The following is a 15,334-nucleotide window of genomic DNA, read 5'->3' as shown; positions in this document are numbered from 1 at the left end:
AGAGGGCGGGCAGGGGCCGCGCGGGCCCGTCTCCCCACGCGGCCCCTGCCCGCCCTCTGGACCGGCCTCGCCCCTCGGGCCTGCCTCGCCCTGCGGGCCCGGCGCGCCGGGCGGCCCGGCCTCCCCTCGCGGCCCCGGCTCCCCTTGGGGTCCGGCGGGGCCCGGAGGGCCGGGCGGTCCCGCTACGGTCCTGGACTCGGCCCGGCCCTCGGGTCCGGGCGGGCCTTGCTGCCCGCACTCGCCCACCACCGCGCCGCGCTCCTGGCGGCCGGCGCGCAGGGTCACGATGCAGGTCGCCGGATGGTAGACGAGGCGGAACTCGAACCTGCCGCGTGAATCGGCCCTGGTGGCGAAGCGTCCATCGAGGCTGACCTCGGCCTCCGGATCGTCCGCCGCGCCGAGGACCCAGAGTTCGCCGGCGGTGATCCGGGCGGCCAGGACCTGGATCTCGGCCCGGGCCGGCGCCGCGGCAATCAGGCAGGCCGCCAGCATCGCGGAGCGTCCGGTTTTGCCGCGCACCATCGTCCGCCCCCGCATCCGCGATGTCTAACCTCAACTGTTTTTCCGCGGCCCGGAAAGTCAAGCGCGGCCGCGCTTCAAGCACAGGCGCGATGGTCGGTGGCCCCCGCCGATGGTGGAGCTTGACCGGGCAGCCTCAGGGTTCCAGCCCGACATAGACCGCCCGCGGCCGGATCAGGCCGCCCTGGCGCTGCTCCAGCCCCTGCGCGATCCAGCCGGCGGAGCGGCCGAGGGCGAACAGCCCGAACGCGCTGCCCCGTGGCAGGCCGAGGTGGCGGCGCAGGGCGACGAGGGCGACGTCGAGGGCCGGCCGGGCCCCCGTCAGCTCCTCCGCCGCCGCCACGACCGCCCGCAGCCGCGGATCGTCGGCCACGAGCGGCGCCAGCAGGGCGGCGGCCCGCGGGTCGCCGGCGGGATAGAGCGGATGGCCGAAGCCCGGCAGGCCGTCGCGGCCGGCGAGCTGGCGGCGCAGGGACGCCGCCGGATCCGCCGCGTCGAGGGCGTCCCACAGCGCCTCGACCCGGGCGGTCGCGCCGCCGTGGCGCGTGCCGCTCAACGCCGCGAGGCCGCCGATGACCGCCGCCCGCAGGCTCGCCCCCGCCGAGGCGACGCAGCGCGCCGTGAAGCCCGACGCGTTCAGCTCGTGATCGGCGCACAGGACCAGGGCCCGGCGCACGGCCTGCGCCCCGGCCGCGTCGAGACCCCAGGCCGCCGCGCATTGCCGGTGCAGCGGCGCCGCGGAGGGCGCTCCGCCGGTCACGCAGGCGCCGAGCAGCCGGACCAGGGCACCGCATCCGGCGGCGAGCCGGGCCGGGTCGGTCTGCCAGGGCGCCGTCGGATCATCCGCCGTCGCGGCGGCGAAGGCCCCGATGAGGTCGCCGCCGCGCGGCGCCCCCTCGGGCGCGTCCGGACCGAAGGCGGCGTCGAGCGGGAGGTCCCAGAGCCGGGCCGCGACCTCCTCCAGGGTCGCCGTCCCGGCGAGCGCGACGGCGTCGGCGCCCCGGTAGAACAGCCGCCCGTCCCGGATCAGGGTCACGGCGGTCTCCAGCACCGGCAGGCCCCAGTCGAGGGCGGCCCGGGCGACCTCCCGCGGGCGCCGTCCGCGGTGGCGCGTCTCGGCGAGGCGGGCGACGGCCTCGGCCGCGTAGGCCCGCACCCGCGGATCCTCGGTCGGATGGGCCTCGATCAGCCCGCGGCTGACATAGGCGTAGAGGGTCTGGCGGGTCACGCCGAGGCGGGCAGCCGCCTCGGCGGCGGTGAGGTAGGCGGTCACGGCATCGGCTCGCTGCCACGGCATCAGGGTCGATCGGGATCAGGGTTGATTCGGGTAATCAAGATTGACGATCTGGCCCGCGCGGCGCGCTCCTGTCACCTGCATGATGAGGAGCAGGCGATGGTGGACGACGCGGCCGGGCCGGCCTTCCGGATGATCTTGGACACGATCTGGCGCGCCCTGGGCGGCGCGGCCGTGCCGCCGGTCGCGGTGACCGGGTCGGGCGCCCTGCCCTCCTGCTACCCGGTCAGCGACCTCGCGGCGGCCTCGGTCGCGGCGGCGGGTCTGGCCCTGGCCGAGCTGGTCGAGGCCCGCTTCGGCCGGCGGCCGGCCGTGCGGGTCGACCGGCGCCTCGCCGCGCACTGGTTCGCCCGCTCCCTCGATCCCCAGGGCTGGACGCTGCCGCCACCCTGGGACCCGGTCGCCGGCGACTATCCCGCCGCCGACGGCTGGATCCGGCTCCACACCAACGTGCCGCATCACCGCGCCGCGGCGCTCCGCGTGCTCGGCGCCCCGCCGGAGCGGGAGGCGGTGGCGGCGGCCGTGGCACGCTGGCGGGCGGACGATCTCGAGAGCGCCGTGGTGCGGGCCGGGGGCTGCGCCGCCGCGATGCGCTCGGCCGCGGCCTGGGCCGCCCACCCGCAGGGCGCGGCGGTGGCGCGCGAGCCCCTGGTGTCGTGGGAGGAACCTTGCGAGCCGGACGGGACCGGGCCGGACGGCCTCGCGGCGGCGCGGCCGGAGCGGCCCCTGGCGGGTCTGCGCGTCCTCGACCTGACCCGGGTGCTGGCGGGGCCGGTGGCGACCCGCTTCCTCGCCGGGTTCGGCGCGAGCGTGCTGCGCCTCGACCCGCCGGGGTGGGACGAGCCGGGCATGGTGCCGGAGATGACCCTCGGCAAGGCCTGCGCCCGCCTCGACCTGCGGGAGGCCGCCGGCCGGGCGCGCTTCGAGGACCTGCTCGCCGGGGCGGACGTGCTCGTCCACGGCTACCGGCCGGACGCGCTGGCGCGCCTCGGGCTCGACGCCGCGGCCCGGGCCCGCCTGCGGCCGGGCCTCGTCGACGTCAGCCTCGACGCCTATGGCTGGACCGGTCCATGGCGGGAGCGGCGGGGCTTCGACAGCCTGGTGCAGATGAGCGCCGGCCTCGCCGAGGCGGGGATGCGGCACGCCGGCGCCGACCGACCGGTGCCGCTGCCGGTCCAGGCCCTCGACCACGCCACCGGCTACGTGATGGCGGCGGCGGTCCTGCGCGGCCTGACCGGGCGCCTCGCCACCGGCCGGGGCACCGCGGCGCGCACGGCGCTGGCCCGGATCGCGGCGCTCCTCGCCGGCGCACCACCCGCCGCTCCGGAGGACGGGCCGGCGGCCCCGACACGGGCCGACTTCGCCGACGCGCCGGAGCCGGCCGCCTGGGGCCCTGCCCTGCGCCTGCGCCCCGCCCTCGCGCTCGACGGCGTGCCGATGGGCTGGGACCGGCCCGCCGGTCCCCTTGGGGCGGTCGCGCCGGCCTGGTGAGGAACAGGGCGAGCGAGCCCGCGTTGGCCCGGCTCATCGCGACAGGAGGAGCCCATGGCCGGTGAGAAGCCCCACGGCGACAAGACCCACGCGCAGAACATCCGGCTCATCGAGGGCAAGGACGGCCCCAACGTGCCGGCCGGCGGCGGCGCCCGCATCCGCACCAGCGCCGACCCGACCCGGCCGCCCTCCACCCACCAGGAGAGCCGCGACCACAACAAGCACAACAACCCGGGGCAGGACGGCCACAAGCCGCAGAAGCACAGCCCGGCGGAGGAGAAGCCCTAAGCAGGCTTCGCAAAATCGGTGGCTGGTTTTCCGATAAAAGTCTGCGACAAAACAAAGGCCTAAGCTGGCTTGAGTTGGCCTGCCCTACGGCACACGGCTGTTATCAGACCCTGCCGGACTGGCAGTCCAGCCAAGCTCCTCCCCCTGTCGCCGGACGGCAGGAGCGGAAGGAGGTCCGGGATCCAGGGGAGAAGTGTCGCGAAGCGGCTCCGCATGTTGCGACGTTGCGGACATGAGGACGCTTCGCGACTTTTTGCGCTGGATCCCGGATCTCCTTCCGCTGACGCTGCACTCGTTCCGGGAAAGGGAAGAGCCCGAGGAAGAGCGTCTCGCCGGTTCAGCCCGGATGCCGCCGGGTGTCGTGTCGTGTGGGCCTGCCACCGCAAGTCTGCCTAGAGCCAAGGGATGGCCGGCCTCACCGCCGCGCCGTCGATCCCCGGGCGATCAGCCGGCCGCTCAGCACCACCTTGCGCACGGGCTGGCCCGGGGTCTTCAACCGGTCGAACAGCAGCCCCATCGCCTGGGCGCCGATCTCGGCGACGGGCTGCTCGATCACCGTCAGGCCGGGCGCGACCAGGTCGGTCCAGGGCTCGTTGTCGAAGCCCGCGAGGGCCACGCCGCCGGGCAGGTCGAGCCCCGCCGCCCGGGCCGCCCGCACCGCTCCCATCAGGATCAGGCCGTTCGAGAGGATCAGCGCCTCGGGCCGCCCGGGCTCGGCGAGCCAGCGCGCCACCTCGGCCTCCGCCGGCTCGGCGTCCGGCAGCACGGTGCGGATCCGCGGCTCCAGGCCGTGCCGGCGCATCGCCGCGCCGTAGCCGTCCCGCCGCTCCTCGGCGGTGGAGCTCGTGGAGCCGAACAGGCCGCCGATGCGGGAAAAGCCCTGCTCCACCAAGTGGTCGACCAGGGCAGCGCCCGCCGCCAGGTTGTCGAGCACCACCCCGTCGTGACCGCCGGGCGGGCCGGTGCGGTCGATCAGCACCAGCGGGAACGCGAAATCCTCCGGCCGCAGCCGCTCGGCGGTGCGGCGGGTCGGCGCGAAGACGACGCCGGTGACCCGTTCCTCCTGCATCAGGCGCAGGTACAGCGCCTCGCGCTCGGCGTCCTCGCCGGTGTTGCACAGGATCAGCCGCATTCCGGCCTGGTAGGCCGCGTCCTCCACCGCCCGGCTCACCGCGGTGAAGAACGGGTTGCGGATGTCGGCGACGATCAGCCCGATGGTCTGGGCGGCCTGCGAGCGCAGGCGGCGGGCCGAGAGGTTCGGCCGGTAGCCGGTCGCGCGCACCGCCGCCTCGACCTGCTCGCGCAGGGCCTCGCTGACCGGGCCCTTGCCCAGGGCCCGCGACACGGTCGCGGTGGAAACGCCCGCCGCGCGGGCGACATCACGGATGCCGACGGCCATCGCCTCGAAAACGTTTTCAACTTCACTCCTTCCTTTGTGACAGGCGCCGTCGCGCGGAGCAAGCCCTGACGCTGCGGGCCCATGCGTTCCAGATTGACAGGTGCTGTGAAAACGTTTTCATAGTCCGCAAGGAAAACCCGATCGTCTTCCGGGAGGAAGCCCGCCATGCTCGCGCCGACACCGCAGCCGACGCCGCGCGTCCTGATCCGCACCGCCGCGGCCCCTTCGACCAAGGAGGCGGCGATCCGCGAGGCGGCCCAGCTCCTCGTCGCCGCCGGCTGCATCGACCCAGCCTACGAGGCCAGCATGCTGCGCCGGGAGGGGGTGGCGAACACCTATCTGGGCCATGGCGTCGTGATCCCGCACGGCATGGTCGACGACCGGCACCTGGTGCGCGAGAGCGGGCTCGCGGTGCTGCAGGTGCCCGGCGGCGTCGCCTGGCACGACGGGCAGGACGCCCACCTGGTGGTGGCGATCGCGGCCCAGTCCGACACCCACATCACGGTCCTGCGTCGCCTCACCCGCCTGATCCAGGACGAGGCCCGGCTCGCGCAGCTGCGCATCACCGGGAACGCGGGCGACATCGCGGCGGCTTTGGCCGAGGACGCGGCCGCGCCGGGCACCGCCGGTCCGGCGGCCGACCTGGCGCACCGGTTCGAGTGGGTCGTCGACTATCCCACCGGCCTGCACGCCCGGCCTGCCTCGGCCTGGGTCGAGGCGGCGCGGGGGAGCGCGGCCCGGATCCAGGTGCGCCACGGCGCCGAGGTCGCCGACGCCAGGAACCTCATCGCCCTGCTCCAGCTCGGCCTGCGCGCCGGCGACGCGGCGGTGATCTCGGCCGAGGGCGAGGACGCGCCGGCGGCGCTCGCACGGGTGAAGGCCACGGTCACGGGATTGAGCGCCGGCGAGAAGGCCGCGGCGGAGCGCGCCGCCGAGGCCGCCGCCAGGGCCAGCGCGCCGGTCGCGGGCTGGAACCCGGCCGATCCGGCCCGGGCGATCCCCGGCATCGGCGCGAGCCCGGGGATCGCCATCGGGCCGATCCACGTGCTCGGGTCCACCGAGGTCGCGGTGCCGGACGAGCCCGAGCCGCTGACGAGCGGCGGCGACCGGCTGCACGCGGCGCTGGAGGCCACCGCGGCGCAGCTCCGGGCGCTGGCCGACGACACCGGCCGGCGCCTCGGCCAGGCCGATGCCGGGATCTTCAAGGCGCAGGGCGACCTCATCGCCGACACCGACCTGATCACCCTCGCCTGCCAGCTGATGGTCGAGGGCCACGGCGTCGCCTTCGCCTGGCACCAGGCGGTGGAGCGGATGGCGGGCCAGCTCTCGGCCCTCGGCAACCCGGTGCTCGCCGCCCGCGCGGCGGACCTGCGCGACGTCGGCCGCCGGGTGCTGGCGCAGATCGACCCGGCGCTGCAGGCCGGCCACGCCCTGCCGGAAGAGCCCTGCATCCTGGTCGCCCCCGACCTCGCGCCCTCCGACACGGCGGGGCTCGACCCCGCCCGGGTGCTCGGCCTCGCCACCGCTCAGGGCGGGCCGACCTCCCACACCGCGATCCTCGCCCGGACGCTGGGCATCCCCTCGGTGGTGGCGGCCGGGCCCGGCCTGATGGCGCTGCCGACGGGCGCGACCGCGATCCTCGACGGCACCACGGGGCGCCTCTACGTCAACCCGAGCGAGGTCGACCTCGCCGCGGCCGCCGCCTGGCGCGAGTGCTTGCGCGCGACGCAAGCTGCGGAGGCCCTCGAGCGCGGCCTGCCGGCCCGCACCCGCGACGGCCACGCGCTCGCCGTCGGCGCCAACGTCAACACGCCCGACCAGGTGCCCTTCGCCCTGTCGCAGGGCGCCGAGGGCGTCGGCCTGATGCGCACCGAGTTCCTCTTTCTCGAGCGCGGCGACACCCCGGACGAGGACGACCAGTACGCCACCTACCGGGCGATGCTCGAGGCCCTCGACGGCCGGCCCCTGATCGTGCGCGCCCTCGACATCGGCGGCGACAAGCAGGTGCCGCACCTCGCCCTGCCGAAGGAGGAGAACCCCTTCCTCGGCGTGCGCGGCGCCCGCCTGCTCCTGCGCCGGCCCGACCTGATGGAGCCGCAGCTGCGCGCCCTCTACCGCGCCGCGAGGGACTGCCTTCCGGCCGACGCACCGAGCGGCAAGGACGCGCCGCTCTCCATCATGTTCCCGATGATCACCTCGGTGCCGGAGGTGATGGCCCTGCGCCGGGCCTGCGACCGGATCCGGGCCGAGATCGGGGCGCCGGAGGTGCCGATCGGCATCATGATCGAGGTGCCGGCGGCGGCGATCCAGGCCGACGCACTGGCCGCCCATTGCGACTTCTTCTCGATCGGCACCAACGACCTGACCCAGTACGCGCTGGCTATCGACCGCCAGAACACCGACCTCGCGCCCGAGGCCGATTCCCTGCACCCGGCGGTCCTGCGCCTCGTGCGGATGACCTGCGCGGGCGCCGCCCGGCACGGGCGCTTCGTCGGGGTCTGCGGCGGCATCGCCGGCGACCCGTTCGGGGCGGGCCTGCTCGCCGGCCTCGGCGTCCACGAACTGTCGATGACGCCCCGCGACCTGCCGGCCGTGAAGGCCCGCCTGCGCGCCAGCACGCTCGCCGACCTGCGGGCGCAAGCGGAGGAAGCCTGCGCCCAGGCCGACGCCGCCGCGGTGCGGGCTCTCGACCGTCAGGAGTCCCGCCCGTGAGAGGCCCGCCCGTGACCCGCGTCCTCACCCTCACCCTGAACCCGGCGATCGACCGGACGATCACCCTCGACCGGCTGGAGCCCGGCCAGGTCCACCGCGCCCGCGCGGTGCGCGACGATGCCGGCGGCAAGGGCGTCAACGTCGCGAGCTGCCTCGCCGACTGGGGCTTGCCCGTCGCCGCGGCCGGGGTGCTCGGCGCCGGCAACGCCGCCGCCTTCGAGGCGCTGTTCTCCGCCAAGGGCATCGCCGATCGCTGCGTCTGGATCCCGGGCGAGACCCGCACCAACCTGAAGCTCGTCGATCCCGCCGGCACCACCGACGTGAACCTGCCGGGGCTCGCCCTCGACCCCGCGACCCTGCGGGCGGTGCGGACCGTGCTGGCCGAGGCCGCCGGCCCGGACACCCTCGCGGTGCTGGCCGGCAGCCTGCCGGAGGGCGCCGCGCCCGACCTCTACGCCGAGCTGACGGCGGACCTGAAGGCCCGGGGCGCCCGGGTGCTCCTCGACGCGTCCGGCCCGGCCCTGGCGGCCGCCCTCGCGGAAAAAATCCTGCCCGACGCCGTCAAGCCGAACCGGCACGAGCTGGAAGAATGGGCCGGCCGGCCCCTCCCCGGCCTGGCCGACGTGGTGGAGGCCGCCCGCGGGCTCAACCGCCGCGGCATCGCCCTGGTGGTCGTGTCCCTCGGGGCGGAGGGCGCGGTGTTCGTGGGCGGGCAAGGACCCGGGCAAGAGGCCCTGCACGCCCTCGCCCCGGCAATCAGCGTGGCGAGCACCGTCGGGGCCGGGGACGCCCTGGTGGCCGGGCTCGTGGCCGGACTCTGCGCCGACCTGAGCCTCGATCACGCCGCCCGCCTGGCGCTCGCCTTCGCGGCCGGCAAGCTGACCCGGGCCGGAGCGCACCTGCCGGGGCGCCGGCAGGTCGAGGCGATCGCGGAGACGATCGAGGTTCGCGCCCTGCCGGCGTGATGTGAAGCAAGACTCGGGGCGATCGGGCAAGTCGCACCCCGCTTCCATATCTCCGGGTCATCCCGGGGCTCGCCGAAGGCGAGAGCCCGGGATCCAGAAACTCAAGTGGTTCGGAACGACGCGGAAGCGTGTCCGCCTCTTTCGGAAACACCGACGGATCTGGATTCCGGGCGCCGCTGCGCGGCCCCGGAATGACCACGGAGGGTATCGGTACGACCAGCGAGATCACGCAGAATACTGAGGAGGAACGATCCATGACCCACCTGGTGGCCGTCGTCGGCGGCGGCGATCTCAGCACCCACGCGGTGCTGGCGGCCGAGGCCCTGCGCCGGGCGGCGGGGCGGCGCAACCAGCGCCTCGACCTCGAGCTGCGCGGCCGCGGCGCGAGCGGCGCGCCGCTGAGCGAGGGCGCGATCCGGGGCGCCGACGCGGCGCTCCTCGTCGGCACCGGCGACCTCGGCGAGGACCGCTTCGGGGCGCTCCGCCGCGCCCGGGCGGCGATCGAGGACGTGCTCGCCGACGTCGACGGGGTGATCGACCGGGCGCTCGCCGGCCAGGACAAGGTAGGCCAAGACAAGGTGGGCCAAGTCAAGGTGGGCCAAGTCAAGGTGGGCCAAGTCAAGGTGGGCCAAGTCAAGGCTGGCCAGGAGGAGGCCGCGCAGGACGGCACCGGACAGAAGCGCATCGTCGCCATCACCTCCTGCCCGACCGGCATCGCCCACACCTTCATGGCGGCGGAGGGCATCCAGGCCGCGGCCCAAGCCCTCGGCCACGACGTGCGGGTCGAGACGCAAGGGTCGGTCGGCGCCCGCGACGCCCTGACGCCGGAGGAGATCGCGGCGGCCGACCTCGTGCTGATCGCCGCCGATACCGGCGTCGATCGCGGGCGCTTCGCCGGCAAGCGGGTCTACGCCACCACCACCAAGGCGGCGATCCGCGACGGCAAGGGCCTGATCGCCACCGCCCTGAAGGACGCCGAGCTGCAGGGCGCGCCAGCCACCGAGGCCGGCCCGGCCCGGCCGGCCGCCGCCGAGCAGAAGGCCGGGGCCTACAAGCACCTGATGACCGGCGTCTCGTTCATGCTGCCCTTCGTGGTGGCGGGCGGGCTCCTGATCGCCCTGGCCTTCGCGTTCGGCGGCATCGACGCCATGGCGCCGGAGAACAAGGGCACCCTTGGCTTCGCGCTCGGTGAGATCGGCGCCAAGGCGGCCTTCGCGCTGATCGTCCCGGCGCTCGCCGGCTACATCGCCTACTCCATCGCCGACCGGCCCGGCATCGCGCCGGGCATGATCGGCGGCATGCTGGCGGCGAACCTCAATGCGGGCTTCCTCGGCGGCATCGCGGCGGGCTTCATCGCCGGCTACACGGTCTCTTTCCTGAGCCGCACGATCCGCCTGCCGAAGAACCTCGAGGGTCTCAAGCCCGTCCTGATCCTGCCGCTGCTCGGCACCCTCGTCACCGGCCTCCTGATGGTCTACGTCGTCGGCGTGCCGGTGGCGGCCCTGCTCGCGGCGCTGACCGGCTGGCTCAAGGGCATGCAGGGCGCGAGTGCGCTGCTCCTCGGCCTCCTCCTCGGCGCCATGATGGCCCTCGACATGGGCGGGCCGATCAACAAGGCGGCCTACGCCTCCTCCGCCGCCCTGATCTCGTCGGGCGTCTACGCCCCGATGGCCGCCGTGATGCTCGCCGGCATGACCCCGCCTTTGGGCATCGCGCTGGCCACCCGGCTCTTCCCCGGCCGCTTCAGCGCCCAGGAGCGCGAGGCCGGCAGCGCCGCGGCGGTGCTGGGCGCCGCCTTCATCACCGAGGGGGCGATCCCCTTCGCGGCCGCCGACCCCCTGCGGGTGATCCCCGCCCTGGTGGCGGGCTCGGCGGTGGCGGGCGCCCTGTCGATGACGCTGGGCGTCGCCCTGCGGGTGCCCCATGGCGGGCTGTTCGTGCTGCCGATCCCGAACGCGATCACGCCGGTGCTGGGCGCCGTGGCGGCCCTCGTCGCCGGCAGCGTGGTCACGGCGGTGCTGGTGGGGGTGCTGAAGAAGCGGGCACCCTGAGCGCCCGCCCGGAGCCCGCGAAACCTGTCTGGGCCCGGCCGGCCTACTCCACCCCCGCCGGCGGCTTCAGCGTCGCGCCGATGCGCGAGGAGGCGATCACCGCCTGGGTGCGGCTCTCGACGCCGAGCTTCTGCAGGATCGCCGAGACGTGGGCCTTCACGGTCGCCTCCGAGACGCCGAGCTCGTAGGCGATCTGCTTGTTGAGCAGACCCTCGGAGAGCATCATCAGCACCCGCACCTGCTGCGGTGTCAGGGTGGCGAGGCGGCGCATCAGGTCCGCCGTTTCCTTGTCCTCCGAGGTCGTCAGCTCGATGTCGGGCGGCGACCAGTTGCCCCCGGCCAGCACCTGGCCGATCGCCTCGCCGATGCGGTCGACCTCGAGGGACTTGGGGATGAAGCCGGCAGCGCCGAAATCGAGGGCGCGGCGGATCACCACCGGGTCCTCGTTGGCCGAGACGATCACCACGGGGATCGCCGGGTGCTGCGCCCGCAGGTAGATCAGCCCGGAGAAGCCCTGCACCCCCGGCATGGTGAGGTCGAGGAGCACGAGGTCGACCTCGGGCTCGCGGTCGAGGATCGCCGTCAGCGGCTCGAGCCCGCTCGCCTCGATGATCCGGGCGCCGGGCATGATCGCCGTCACGGCGCCCCGCAGGGCGCCGCGAAAGAGCGGGTGGTCGTCCGCGACGACGATGGTGGTCTCGGAACCCAACTCACTCCCCGCCACGGCACTCGCGCTCCCGGCGTCTCTCGGCCTATTTCTTTTTTCTCTATAGCTTTTTCTGGCGAGCTTGAAACCGGTCGGCGCGCGCCATCCACGCCGGCAAAGGGTTCGGAGGATTGCGCAGCCGCCACTCGGCCCGGCCGGCGGCGTGATCCGGGCCCGATGCATTGACGATACGGAAGATCATGTCGGCATTAAATTGGGCTTAACCACGTTTGTGACTTATTGCCTTCGAACCAACGTTGGTTAGAGGCACCCGTGAAAATCTATCTGGCCGCGGTCCCGGCCCTCGCAGCACAGATCGTCGCCGCGGCCGCCGCGGATCTCCCGTTCCGGGAGGCGGTGCTGCGGCCGGCCTTCCCGGCCGCCGAGTCGGTCCCGGTGCCGGACTGGACCGGCCTGTACTTCGGTGCCCATGTCGGCGCGGCCGCCGACGGCGGCTTCCACGGCGAGACGCTGGCACCGCTGCCCGCCGTGAGCGCGCGCACCTCCCTCGGCGGGTTCACCGGCGGCGGCACGATCGGGTTCAACTACCAGTTCGCGCCTCAATTCCTGACCGGCCTCGCGCCGGGCGGCGGCCTCGTGGTCGGCATCGAGGCAGATGGCGGCTACGCGTCGTTCCGCTCGCAATCGTCGGTCTCTGTCCCGACGCTCGGATTCTCGGCGGAGGGCGGCCTCGGCACCGACACCTACTTCGCGACGCTCCGCGGCCGGGTCGGCTACGCCTGGGGTCCCCTGCTCGTCTACGCCACCGGCGGCTGGGCCGCGTCGGAGATCGGCGTGAACGGCGGCGTCACGGTCCCGGGCTTCTCGGTGCCGGTGAAGCTCAAGAACCTGCCGGCCGGCCTCCCGATCCCGCAGGCGATCACGTTCGGGGGCTTCTCGGGCTCGGCCAGCCGGTCGATGCCAGTCGACGGCTACGTCGTGGGCGCCGGCATCGAGTACGCCGTCCTGCCGAACTGGACCGTCAAGTCGGAATACCTCTACGCCGACCTCGACCGCACGGTCACGGTCCGGGCCAGCCCCTACCAGGCCCGCTTCAACGCCGGCTTCGACGTGCACCAGCTGCGGATCGGCGTGAACCACCGGCTGAACTGGCTGTAGCCGGGCGGAGCCGGAACGCGGGCCGCCCGGACGATCAGGCCCCGACGAGGTGCAGCACGATCTCCCGCCGATGCGGCCGGTCGCGGTGCTCGATCAGGTAGATCCCCTGCCAGGTTCCGAGGGCGAGCCGCCCGTCGACCACCGGGATGGTCAGCACGGCGTCGGTCAGCATGGTGCGGATGTGGGCCGGCATGTCGTCCGGCCCCTCGATGCCGTGGACGTAAGGGACGTCACGCGGCGCCAGCCGGTCGAGGGCGGTCATCAGGTCGGTGCGCACGTCCGGGTCGGCGTTCTCCTGGATCGTCAGGGAGGCCGAGGTGTGCCGGCAGAACACCGTCAGCAGGCCCTGGCGCAGGCCGGCCTCGCGCAGGAAGCCGGCGGCCTCGGCCGTGATCTCGGTGAAGCCCCGGCCCCTGGTGTCGACCGCGAGCCGCCCGGTGGCCTGGCGGGTGACGGCGCCCTCGGCCAGCATCTCGACGCGTCTCATTCGGCAATCTCCCGTCCGGGGTGAACTTCCTTCTCGCCGCGGGCCAGGATGCGCTCCAGCGCCTCGATCCGGTCGGCCTCCGCCGGCGGCTTGTCCCAGCGGATGCGGCTGACCCGGGGAAAGCGCATCGCCACGCCGGACTTGTGCCGGGTCGAGCGCTGCACGCCCTCGAAGGCGATCTCCAGCACCAGCCCCTTGCCCACGCCGTACTCCACCTCCCGCACCGGCCCGAAGCGCTTGGTGGTGTGGTTGCGGACGTAGCGGTCGAGCTTGCCCAGCTCCTCGTCGGTGAAGCCGTGATAGGCCTTGCCCACCGGCACCAGCTCCTCGACCCCGTCCGGCGCCTCGCGCCAGACGCCGAACGTGTAGTCGGAGTAGAACGACGAGCGCTTCCCGTGCCCGCGCTGGGCGTACATCATCACGGCGTCGACGAGGTAGGGCTCGCGTTTCCACTTCCACCACGGCCCCTTGGGCCGGCCCGGCTGGTAGGCGCTGCTCAGGCGCTTGAGCATCACGCCCTCGATCGCGTCGGCATCCGGGCCGGCGCCGACCGAGGCCGGATCGGCCCGCGCCGCCGCGAGATCCGCCCAGGTCCCGAACGGCACCAGGGGCGAGAGGTCGATGCGGGCGTGGTCGAGGCCGGCGACGAAGGCCTCGAGCCGGGCCCGGCGCTCGCTGAAGGGCAGCGGGCGCAGGTCCTCGTCGTTCTCGGCCAGGAGGTCGTAAGCGCGGACATGGGCCGGGAAGTCCTGCAGGAGCTTGCCCGTCACCGCCTTGCGGTTGAGGCGCTGCTGCAAGACGTTGAAGCTCTGCACCCGCCCCTCGCGCAGGATCAGCAACTCGCCGTCGAGGGCGCCCGAGAAGGTGATCGCCTCGGCGAGGTCCGGGAAGGCGCCGGAAATGTCCTCGCCGGTGCGCGAGTAGATCTTCTGGACCTGGCGGCCGTCGCGGTCGCGCCCGCCGGCGAGCTGGACCCGGATGCCGTCCCACTTCCACTCGGCCGAGAACGCCTCCGGCTCGAGCTTGTCGAGGTCTGCCTCCTCCTCGATTGGGTGCGAGAGCATGGCCGGGCGGAACGGCGCCGGGTTGCGCGATTCCGGCGGGCCGGCCCGGCCCTCGACCCAGGCGAACAGCTCCGGATACGGCGCCTCGAGCCCGTGCCAGACCTCCTCGACCGCGTCGGCCTCGTGCCCGCCGAGGCTCGCCACCGCGGTCTTGGCAAGCCGCGCCGAGACACCGACCCGGAGCTCGCCGGTGATGAGCTTGAGGAGCGCCCAGCGCCCGGTCTCGTCGAGGGCGTCGAGCCAGGCGGCGAGGCGGGCCGGCAGCTCGCCCTTGCCGATGGTGCGCAACGCCTCCACCACCTCGGAGAGCGTCGGCACCGGCGGGTTGTTGTGGCCGAGGCCCGGCCCATCCGCTCTCCCGGGCCAGATCAGCGCCGTCGCCTCGGCGAGGTCGCCGACGTAGTTGTACGACATCCGGAACAGCACCGGATCGACCCGCTCCTCGACGAGGCCGCGGATCAGGCCGGGCTTGGCCTCGCGGAAGCTCAGGGAGCCGGTCATGGCGGCGAGGGCGTAGCCGCGGTCCGGGTCGGCGGTGTGGCGGAAGAAGTCCTGGAGCAGGCGCAGCTTGGCGTTGCGGCGGGGCTCGTAGGCGAGGCGGTCGAGGAGGTGGGCGAAGTCGTTCACGCGGCACTCTCGGCAGTGGTGCTCCCCGGGGCTTCGCCACCCGCCGGCTCCCGCGGCTCGGGCTCCGCCTCGCCCTCGTCGCCGTAGCCCAGCATGTGCAGGGGCTTGGCGCGGATCCCTTGCGTGCCGCACCAGTGCACCAGGGCGTCCTCCTGGCCGTGGGTGACCCAGACCTCGCCGGCGCCGGTGTCCCGGATGGTGCGGCAGAGGTCATCCCAGTCCGAGTGGTCGGAGATGACGAGCGGCAGCTCGACGCCCTTCTGGCGGGCGCGGGCGCGCACCCGCATCCAGCCCGAGGCGAAGCCGGTGACCGGATCGGGGAACTTGCGCGACCACAGGTCCTGGATCGCGGAGGGCGGGCAGATCACGATCCTGCCGCCGAGCTTCGGCCGCTCCGCCGCGACGACCTTGACGGTCTCGCCGAGGGGGATGCCCTCGCGCCGGTACAGATCCGTCAGCTTCTCCATCGCGCCGTGCAGGTAGATCGGGTCGGAAAAGCCCTCCTCGCGCAGGAGCGCCATCACCCGCTGCGCCTTGCCGAGAGCATAGGCGCCGACGATGTGGGTGCGCTCGGGAAAGAGCCGCACCGAGTCGAGCAGGCGGCGCACCTCG

At 74.2% G+C, this 15,334-nt stretch carries 11 protein-coding genes and 2 pseudogenes; 6 read left to right on the top strand and 7 right to left on the bottom strand.

Translation table 11 applies throughout. From position 1 onward, the window contains the following. Together VQ02_RS31685 and VQ02_RS31680 are read right to left on the bottom strand one after the other, a co-directional pair. Positions 1-522, bottom strand: a pseudogene (locus VQ02_RS31685) (hypothetical protein); the annotation flags it as partial. A 133-nt stretch (positions 523-655) separates the two neighbouring features. Further along, the gene (locus tag VQ02_RS31680; RefSeq protein WP_048448242.1) at positions 656-1,816 is read right to left on the bottom strand and encodes a citrate/2-methylcitrate synthase; all 1,161 of its coding nucleotides are present in this window, start codon (positions 1,814-1,816) and stop codon (positions 656-658) included. Positions 1,817-1,912: 96 nt separating this feature from the next. On the opposite strand from VQ02_RS31680, the gene VQ02_RS31675 reads away from it, so the two are divergent. Both VQ02_RS31675 and VQ02_RS31670 read left to right on the top strand, forming a co-directional pair. Then, complete coding sequence (locus VQ02_RS31675) at positions 1,913-3,304, top strand: CoA transferase (protein WP_083469560.1); 1,392 nt, start codon at positions 1,913-1,915, stop codon at positions 3,302-3,304. Positions 3,305-3,358: 54 nt separating this feature from the next. Beyond that, positions 3,359-3,592 (top strand): hypothetical protein, encoded by a 234-nt coding sequence (locus tag VQ02_RS31670; RefSeq protein ID WP_048448241.1) that lies wholly within the window; start codon positions 3,359-3,361, stop codon positions 3,590-3,592. A gap of 415 nt (positions 3,593-4,007) precedes the next feature. On the opposite strand, the gene VQ02_RS31665 is transcribed toward VQ02_RS31670, so the two are convergent. After that, positions 4,008-4,991 (bottom strand): LacI family DNA-binding transcriptional regulator, encoded by a 984-nt coding sequence (locus VQ02_RS31665; protein WP_048448240.1) that lies wholly within the window; start codon positions 4,989-4,991, stop codon positions 4,008-4,010. A gap of 165 nt (positions 4,992-5,156) precedes the next feature. On the opposite strand from VQ02_RS31665, the gene ptsP reads away from it, so the two are divergent. From ptsP to VQ02_RS31650, 3 genes are all read left to right on the top strand, one after another. Further along, a complete protein-coding gene (gene ptsP, locus VQ02_RS31660; RefSeq protein WP_048448239.1) occupies positions 5,157-7,703 on the top strand; it encodes a phosphoenolpyruvate--protein phosphotransferase in 2,547 nt (848 codons plus the stop codon). A gap of 11 nt (positions 7,704-7,714) precedes the next feature. After that, a complete protein-coding gene (gene pfkB, locus VQ02_RS31655) occupies positions 7,715-8,668 on the top strand; it encodes a 1-phosphofructokinase (RefSeq protein ID WP_048448238.1) in 954 nt (317 codons plus the stop codon). 254 nt (positions 8,669-8,922) lie between these two features. Then, positions 8,923-10,719 carry a PTS fructose transporter subunit IIC gene (locus VQ02_RS31650; protein WP_048448237.1) on the top strand — a complete coding sequence of 599 codons (1,797 nt, stop codon included), beginning with the start codon at positions 8,923-8,925 and terminating at the stop codon, positions 10,717-10,719. A 43-nt stretch (positions 10,720-10,762) separates the two neighbouring features. On the opposite strand, the gene VQ02_RS31645 is transcribed toward VQ02_RS31650, so the two are convergent. After that, positions 10,763-11,428 carry a response regulator gene (locus VQ02_RS31645; RefSeq protein ID WP_048448236.1) on the bottom strand — a complete coding sequence of 222 codons (666 nt, stop codon included), beginning with the start codon at positions 11,426-11,428 and terminating at the stop codon, positions 10,763-10,765. Positions 11,429-11,698: 270 nt separating this feature from the next. On the opposite strand from VQ02_RS31645, the gene VQ02_RS31640 reads away from it, so the two are divergent. Further along, entirely contained in the window at positions 11,699-12,544 is an 846-nt protein-coding gene (locus tag VQ02_RS31640) for an outer membrane protein (RefSeq protein WP_048448235.1), read from the top strand. 34 nt (positions 12,545-12,578) lie between these two features. Here VQ02_RS31640 and VQ02_RS31635 read toward each other — a convergent pair whose 3' ends face one another. The 3 genes and pseudogenes from VQ02_RS31635 to VQ02_RS31625 form a co-directional block, all read right to left on the bottom strand. Next, positions 12,579-13,031, bottom strand: a complete 453-nt coding sequence (locus VQ02_RS31635) for a secondary thiamine-phosphate synthase enzyme YjbQ (RefSeq protein ID WP_048448234.1) — start codon at positions 13,029-13,031, stop codon at positions 12,579-12,581. Further along, on the bottom strand, positions 13,028-14,722 hold the full coding sequence (locus VQ02_RS31630; RefSeq protein WP_048448233.1) for a cisplatin damage response ATP-dependent DNA ligase: 1,695 nt from the start codon (positions 14,720-14,722) through the stop codon (positions 13,028-13,030). The genes VQ02_RS31635 and VQ02_RS31630 overlap by 4 nt, the downstream gene beginning before the upstream one ends. Further along, a pseudogene (locus VQ02_RS31625) lies at positions 14,719-15,334 on the bottom strand (MBL fold exonuclease); the annotation flags it as partial. The gene VQ02_RS31630 and the pseudogene VQ02_RS31625, both read right to left, overlap by 4 nt.

Origin of the sequence: Methylobacterium variabile (genome assembly GCF_001043975.1) — a bacterium.
GTDB lineage: Bacteria > Pseudomonadota > Alphaproteobacteria > Rhizobiales > Beijerinckiaceae > Methylobacterium > Methylobacterium variabile.
Note: the sequence above shows the minus strand (reverse complement) of the source record. Positions and strands in the feature narration are given on the sequence as shown.

Coding starts and splice junctions, on each gene's coding strand:
- VQ02_RS31680 (WP_048448242.1), bottom strand. CDS start 1,816: ATGCCGTGGCAGCGAGCCGATGCCGTGACCGCCTACCTCACCGCCGCC.
- VQ02_RS31675 (WP_083469560.1), top strand. CDS start 1,913: ATGGTGGACGACGCGGCCGGGCCGGCCTTCCGGATGATCTTGGACACG.
- VQ02_RS31670 (WP_048448241.1), top strand. CDS start 3,359: ATGGCCGGTGAGAAGCCCCACGGCGACAAGACCCACGCGCAGAACATC.
- VQ02_RS31665 (WP_048448240.1), bottom strand. CDS start 4,991: ATGGCCGTCGGCATCCGTGATGTCGCCCGCGCGGCGGGCGTTTCCACC.
- ptsP (WP_048448239.1), top strand. CDS start 5,157: ATGCTCGCGCCGACACCGCAGCCGACGCCGCGCGTCCTGATCCGCACC.
- VQ02_RS31650 (WP_048448237.1), top strand. CDS start 8,923: ATGACCCACCTGGTGGCCGTCGTCGGCGGCGGCGATCTCAGCACCCAC.
- VQ02_RS31635 (WP_048448234.1), bottom strand. CDS start 13,031: ATGAGACGCGTCGAGATGCTGGCCGAGGGCGCCGTCACCCGCCAGGCC.